The organism is Pedococcus sp. P2_D7 (assembly GCF_056404295.1).
Map to the genome: position 1 here is coordinate 398,575 of NZ_JBFUEH010000003.1, position 6,411 is coordinate 404,985.

Annotated in this window: 7 protein-coding genes and 1 tRNA gene; 2 read left to right on the forward strand and 6 right to left on the reverse strand. The window is 68.4% G+C overall.

Annotated features, from left to right (window positions below):
• Window positions 1-34: 34 nt before the first annotated feature.
• Window positions 35-811, forward strand: coding sequence for a phosphate ABC transporter ATP-binding protein PstB (gene pstB, locus AC1DWJ_RS09050; protein ID WP_457254846.1), 777 nt, complete (start codon window positions 35-37; stop codon window positions 809-811).
• A gap of 196 nt (window positions 812-1,007) precedes the next feature.
• Here the strand turns inward: pstB and AC1DWJ_RS09055 are convergent, their stop codons facing one another.
• The 6 genes from AC1DWJ_RS09055 to AC1DWJ_RS09080 form a co-directional block, all read right to left on the reverse strand.
• A complete protein-coding gene (locus AC1DWJ_RS09055) occupies window positions 1,008-1,949 on the reverse strand; it encodes a hypothetical protein (protein WP_457254847.1) in 942 nt (313 codons plus the stop codon).
• Window positions 1,950-2,439: 490 nt separating this feature from the next.
• Window positions 2,440-3,441 carry an inorganic phosphate transporter gene (locus AC1DWJ_RS09060; protein WP_457254849.1) on the reverse strand — a complete coding sequence of 334 codons (1,002 nt, stop codon included), beginning with the start codon at window positions 3,439-3,441 and terminating at the stop codon, window positions 2,440-2,442.
• Window positions 3,442-3,449: 8 nt separating this feature from the next.
• Window positions 3,450-4,076, reverse strand: coding sequence for a DUF47 domain-containing protein (locus tag AC1DWJ_RS09065; RefSeq protein WP_344137647.1), 627 nt, complete (start codon window positions 4,074-4,076; stop codon window positions 3,450-3,452).
• Between the two features lie 107 nt (window positions 4,077-4,183).
• A complete protein-coding gene (locus AC1DWJ_RS09070; RefSeq protein ID WP_457254850.1) occupies window positions 4,184-4,408 on the reverse strand; it encodes a hypothetical protein in 225 nt (74 codons plus the stop codon).
• A 486-nt stretch (window positions 4,409-4,894) separates the two neighbouring features.
• Window positions 4,895-5,542, reverse strand: coding sequence for a hypothetical protein (locus tag AC1DWJ_RS09075; protein WP_477620597.1), 648 nt, complete (start codon window positions 5,540-5,542; stop codon window positions 4,895-4,897).
• Window positions 5,543-5,660: 118 nt separating this feature from the next.
• Complete coding sequence (locus tag AC1DWJ_RS09080; RefSeq protein WP_477620598.1) at window positions 5,661-5,966, reverse strand: TFIIB-type zinc ribbon-containing protein; 306 nt, start codon at window positions 5,964-5,966, stop codon at window positions 5,661-5,663.
• Window positions 5,967-6,082: 116 nt separating this feature from the next.
• On the opposite strand from AC1DWJ_RS09080, the gene AC1DWJ_RS09085 reads away from it, so the two are divergent.
• Window positions 6,083-6,155 (forward strand) — tRNA-Lys (locus AC1DWJ_RS09085).
• Window positions 6,156-6,411: the final 256 nt, after the last annotated feature.

The following is a 6,411-nucleotide window of genomic DNA, read 5'->3' on the forward strand; positions in this document are numbered from 1 at the left end:
ACGGCATACCCATCCCGAAGGACGAAAGCACACCATGGCCAAGCGAATCGACGTCAGTGACCTGAACGTCTACTACGGTGCGTTCAAGGCCGTCGAAGGCGTGACCATGACGGTGGAACCACGCTCGGTGACCGCCTTCATCGGCCCGTCCGGCTGCGGCAAGTCGACGTTCCTGCGCACCCTCAACCGGATGCACGAGGTGATCCCCGGCGGGCGCGTCGAGGGCAAGGTCATGCTCGACGACCAGGACCTCTACGCCTCCAACGTCGACCCGGTGGCCGTCCGTCGGACCGTCGGCATGGTGTTCCAGCGACCCAACCCGTTCCCGACCATGTCGATCTACGACAACGTGGCGGCGGGTCTGCGGCTCAACGGGGTGAAGGGCAAGAAGAAGCTCGACGACGTCGTGGAGCAGTCGCTCAACGGCGCGAACCTGTGGAACGAGGTCAAGGACCGGCTCAACAAGCCCGGCGCCGGCCTCTCCGGCGGCCAGCAGCAGCGACTCTGCATCGCGCGAGCCATCGCCGTGCAGCCGCAGGTGCTCCTGATGGACGAGCCCTGCTCGGCCCTCGACCCGATCTCGACCCTCGCCATCGAGGACCTGATCTCGGAGCTGAAGAGCAAGTACACGATCGTGATCGTCACGCACAACATGCAGCAGGCCGCCCGGGTCTCCGACCAGACGGCGTTCTTCAACCTCGCGGCCACCGGCAAGCCCGGCAAGCTGATCGAGGTCGCCGACACCCAGAAGATCTTCAACAACCCGGGCGTGAAGGCCACCGAGGACTACATCAGCGGTCGCTTCGGCTGATCGGTCCTTTCCCTCCCCCGGGCCCGACTTCTGGCCACCCATGCCGCACCGGCCCTGGATTTCCGGGTCCCGGAGGCACACCACCGGCCAGAAGTGCGGGGGACTCCCGACTTCTGGCCACCCATGCCGCACCGGCCCTGGATTTCCGGGTCCCGGAGCCACAACAGCGGCCAGAAGTGGCGCGCGGCGCGGCCAGTCAGGCAGCTGGGAAGGCCGCGGACGCCTCGGCCGGAGGCCATCTCCACGGCTGCAGGGGTTCGTCGTCGTTGCTGCGCCATAGGCACCTGATCGACTGCGGACGAGCACGACGGCGCGCAGCGCTCAACGCCCGGCACAGTCCCTCGCCGTAGTCGCGCAAGTCAGCGGTCCCCCACCGGGCGACGGCAAAGCCCAAGGATTCCAGGCCACGCTCGCGATCACGCTCGGCCAGGACGATCTCTGAAATCTGCTCGGCTGTGGCCTCCTCATCGTCCAGGTCTCCGCGGTACTTGCCGAGGCCGTCGGCCTCCCCGATCACCCCGGCTCCTCGCCACAGGTGGTCGACCCGTCCTACGAACACGCCTTCCATGTCGTGGATGCGGATCTGGCTCTCCGGTACCGAGTATCCGCGCCGATGTGCCACGGCCACCGAAGCCGACTCAAGCCAGCTCTCCCTCCGACCATCGACCAGGCCCAGTCCCTCCTCCGCCAGCCGGATGCCGGGCCACCGCGTCTGGAATGCCCGCATCTCCCGCAGCTCCTCCGGCTGGACCAACCCGTCCCGCAGGGCCGCATCGGCGATCGCAAGGGCATCTCGAAAGCGACTCTGCCGGAACGAGTCCACCACTGTCCTGGCGGGACTGGTCAGCAGTACTCCGTGGGCCGTGGACACGTGGTCCGCGGGCAGTTCGGCCTGCAGCACCCGACGCCAGTCTTCGGGATAGCTGGTCCGTGATGACTCACGCGCCGTGAGACTCACCTTGCCCACGGGCCCCTGCGGCGTGGGGAGACCCAGAGCGATGGCAGCACTGACATGGCTCACCACGGACTCGGGGATCGAGGCCTGTGCTGCGCGCGCCAAGGCAACGTGAAGCTCGGTCGGATCGAGCCGGAGCCACGGTTCGCGGACGGCATACAGCGAAGGGGCGATCTTGATCACCTCGCGACGTCGCACCGCACCAGACAGTGCCGCGTGACTGAGCCCGGCTCCTCTGGCCTCCTGCCACAGGAATGGTTGCGGCAGGTCGATCCAGCGACGGGCGTCCGTGGTTCGCATGGTCGAGATCGTGGCCAGTCACGCTGCACCTGGCGACGCGTGCGCCATCGCCTGTGGATCGTGTATGCCGCGAGCCCACTCCTGTGGACAGCCTCACCCACGTTGGCGTGGCTACCCCCACCCGACCTCGGGCCACCCATGCGGCACCAGGCCCCCAGATCGCGCCCCGCACCCGACACCAGTGGCCAGAAGTGCGGGAGCCCCCCGACTTCGGGCCACCCATGCGGCACCAGTGCCCCACATCGCGCCCCGCACCCGACACCTGTGGCCAGAAGTGCGGGAGCCCCCCGACTTCGGGCCACCCATGCGGCACCAGTGCCCCACATCGCGCCCCGCACCCAACACCAGTGGCCAGAAGTGCGGGGGGGTCGGGTCAGACGAAGAGGTTGATCAGGTAGCAGCTGGCGGCGGCGACCAGGCCGGCGCCGGGGAAGGTCAGCACCCAGGCCCCGACGATGTTGCCGGCCACACCCCACCGCACGGCGGACAGGCGCTTGGTCGCACCGACGCCCATGATCGCCGAGGTGATCGTGTGGGTCGTCGAGATCGGGGCGCCGAACGCCATGCCCGCGACGTACAGGATGGAGGCGGCCGTCGTCTCCGCCGCGAAACCCTGCGGCGGGTCGAGGTGGATGATGCGGCGGCCGAGCGTGCGCATGATCCGCCACCCACCGGCATACGTGCCGAGTGAGATCACGATGGCGCTCATCAGCAGCACCCACAGCGGAACCTTGTCACCGGTGTAGTGACCACCCACGGTCAGCGCGAGGACCACGACACCGGCCGTCTTGGCCGCGTCCTGGAACCCGTGGCCGAAGGCCATCGCCGCTGCTGACGCAGTCTGCGCGTAGCGGAAGCCGCGGGATACCTTGCCGGGCTGCGCGCCCCGGAACAGCCAGAGGATCGCGGTCATCACGAGGAAGCCCAGCATGAGTCCGACGATGGGCGAGAGGATCATCGGGATGATGACCTTCTCGAAGATGCCCGCCCACTTCACGTGCGCCCCAGCAGCCAGGGCAGCGCCGCCGAGCCCGCCGATGAGGGCGTGCGACGACGAGGAGGGGAGGCCGAACCACCAAGTCAGGAGGTTCCAGCCGGTCGCACCGATCAGGGCGGCGGCACAGATGACGAGGCCCTCGTTGCCCTGCGGCGCCTCGATGATCCCTTTGCCGACCGTGGCGGCGACCTTGCCGAACTTGTAGACGATCAGCCCGCCGACGAGGTTGGCGATCGCGGCCATCACCAGCGCCACCCGGGGCGTCAGGGCGCGGGTCGAGACCGAGGTCGCGATCGCGTTGGCCGCGTCGTGAAAGCCGTTGGTGTAGTTGAAGCCCATCGCCAGGGCGATGACGATTCCTACCGGAAGCCAGTCCATGGGGAGGCTCAGGACTCCTTGACCGCGATGCTCTCGACCTTGTGGGCCACCTTCTCGAACGCGTCAGCGGCGGCCTCGAGCTCCTCGACGACCTCCTTGAGCTTCATGATCGTGAGGGTGTCTGCGCCGAAGTCGCCGTTGAACAGCCCGGCCAGCAGGCGGCGGTAGATCTGGTCGGCCTGGTTCTCGAGGCGGTTGATCTCGATCCAGTAGCCGGACAGGTCCTTCATCGACCGCAGTCGCGGCATCGCGTCGGCGGTGAGCTCGGACATCCGCGCCAGCACCTCGACCTGGTCGGAAACACCGGCCGGGAGGTCACCGATGCGGTAGAGCACGATCAGGTCGACAGCAGCGTCCATCATGTCCATGCAGTCGTCCAGCGTGGAGGCCAGACCGTGGATGTCCTCGCGGTCGAACGGTGTGATGAACGAGCTGTTCACCTTGCGGATGATCTCGTGGGTGGCCTCGTCGGCGTCGTGCTCGATCTCGCGCATCCGCGTGGCGACGGCTTCACGCTCCGACGGGTCGACTCCGAGCAGCGTGGTCAGCTCACGGGAGCCGAGCACGAGGTAGGAAGCGGACTTGGCGAACAGATCGTAAAAGCTGTTCTCCTGGGGGGTGAGGCGAAAGCCCACGGTTCTCTCCGGTCACGCAAAGGGGGGATGGCCGTGGACGATGCTACGGGCAAGTACGCGTCAAAGCGCAACTCGACTGCTCGATCGCTCCACCAGGAGGGACAGGCTCAGGCGTTCAGCCGCTTCCCTGCCCGGTGCGGGTGCGCGACACCCTGCGTGTCCTCCGGGGACTTCTGCTGCCCGCGTTCGATCCCGAGGGCCTCGTCGATCTCGTCCTCGGTCAGCGGTCGCTCGCTGGCGGACGCGGCCACGACGAGATCTCCGACGAGCTCGATCTCGTTCTGCAGCGCATCATCGGTGAGGTCTGCACCGGCGCGCGGGTCGGTGGTCATGGGTTCAACGCTAACGGAGCGCCGGGCAAACGTGGCATCCAGTTTGCTATCTCTTGACCCGCCATGCCCGGGAACCACCCATGTGGGTCATGTGACCACTGATCATGACTAGTCCCAACCGGCTATGCCGAATGATGGTTGCCAAGTGCACCCAAATCTGCGGTGCCCGTGCGGCGTGGCGCGCGGCCTCGGAGGCGCTCGGCGGGCAGGCCCAGGTATGCCACGGAGCCGGCCCACCGACCCCGTCACCACCCCTCGCCACGCCTTCGGGGACGCCGCCGAGAAGGGCGAGCGGGCGGCATACCGAGGTGGCGCGCAGGTGAACAGTGTGCGCGTCGGGCCGGGAGCGCCTCACGGCGCGTGGCCGCTCATAGCGGCTTCAGTTGGGACCCGGGGCTACCGCGGCCCGACGCACGTCCGACTGTAACCCCGGTGGCCCGGATGTTGTTCCTCGAGAGGCGTGTTTCGCTGCAGGCAAGGGGCCGTTCAGATGAGTTCGCCGGCCTGCCAGAGGCGGGCGCCGACGTCGAGGTCCTCGGCCGTCGACAGCATCGAGGCGGCACGGCGCGTCTGGGCGCTGGCTGCTTCGGGGTCCTGGGCGTCGGTGGTGTGGGCCCGGTCGGCGCGACCGGCCGCGACAACGCGACAGAACGCCGCGGCACGCTGCAGCGCCACCGCGAAGTCGCCGGAGAACACCCCGCGCAGGATCGAGTCGGTCAGCTCGCGCAGCTCGGCCGGCCCGGGCGGCTCGGCGACCCCGGCCACGGCATGGTTGACGTCGGTGAACCGGATGCCGGCGGCGTAGTCGGCACTCGCCTCCTCGGGACTGCGCTGCACCCACTCGCGCAACGCGTAGAGGCGCCACAGGGCCCCGGGGAGGCTGCGGGCGGGACGGTCGGCCCACAGCTCCGCGACCGTCGACAGCCCGAGCTCGTCGACCAGCGCGACCAGCCGGGCCGTGAGGGCGGGGTCGTCGGTGGCGCGGCCGGTGCCGACGAGGACGGCCGCCGTCTCGTGGGCGATCTCGGTCACCTGCGCGGGGTCGGGGACCGTGCCACCCTGCGCCTCCATCGCCGTGGGGCTGAAGAACGCGGGACGGCGCGGACCGGGACGACCACTGGGCTCGTTTTTCATCCCGCCCAGTCTCTCAGGTGGTGCCGACGGCGGCGGGATCGAGCCAGCTCGGTCGCGCCGCTCGGTCCAGGGCTCGGTCGGACTTGGCCCAGTCGTACTGGGCTCAGTCGAACTGGGCTCAGTCGAACAGCTCGCTGAGGAACGACTTCTTGCGACGCTGGCCGTACGGCGCGTGGTAGCTCTGCGCCGGCTGCTGCTGCCACCCACCCTGCTGCTGAGGGGGTTGCGGGACGGGCGGCTGCGGCGGGGCCGGGGCGGCTGCTGCCGGCTGCTGATGCCAGGCCGTCTCGGCGGCCACGAGTGCCTCGAGCTCCCCGCGGTCGAGGAACAGGCCGCCACAACCCGTGCACTGGTCGACGTGGACCTGGTTGCGCTCGTAGCTGCGCATGTCGGAACCACACTTGGGACAGGTGAGGGTGCTCATGTCGGGCCAACGGACCGGCGCACGGACGGGTTCCGAACGCCGTGGGTCGCACGGCTGCCCAGCCGTTAGTCTGTGGCCGGTTCGGCACAACGGTGGGTATGCCGCGTGGCCGGCCGGGGCCTCTAGCTCAATGGTTAGAGCTGCGGACTTTTAATCCGTAGGTTGTGGGTTCGAGTCCCACGGGGCCCACACACGTCTTGTGTTACTTCGGCTGATCCCGGTCATCCGGGCTTCGGCTGTTGGGTAACACTGTTTCGGTTGATGGGTGACACCTACTTCGGTTGATGGGTGTCACTCGATCTGACCCTACGTTGCCCGCCCGGGACTTGGGCGCGTTTGACTCTGACCTCCCCGGCGCTTCGGCGCTGTTCGGTGCGCAGCAGGTAGTCGCCGTCGTAGAACTGCAGCACCTGGCCGGTGACCCAGACATCGATGTTGCGGCCGG

Coding starts and splice junctions, on each gene's coding strand:
- AC1DWJ_RS09075 (WP_477620597.1), bottom strand. CDS start 5,542: ATGAAAAACGAGCCCAGTGGTCGTCCCGGTCCGCGCCGTCCCGCGTTC.
- AC1DWJ_RS09080 (WP_477620598.1), bottom strand. CDS start 5,966: ATGAGCACCCTCACCTGTCCCAAGTGTGGTTCCGACATGCGCAGCTAC.
- pstB (WP_457254846.1), top strand. CDS start 35: ATGGCCAAGCGAATCGACGTCAGTGACCTGAACGTCTACTACGGTGCG.
- AC1DWJ_RS09060 (WP_457254849.1), bottom strand. CDS start 3,441: ATGGACTGGCTTCCGGTAGGAATCGTCATCGCCCTGGCGATGGGCTTC.
- AC1DWJ_RS09070 (WP_457254850.1), bottom strand. CDS start 4,408: ATGACCACCGACCCGCGCGCCGGTGCAGACCTCACCGATGATGCGCTG.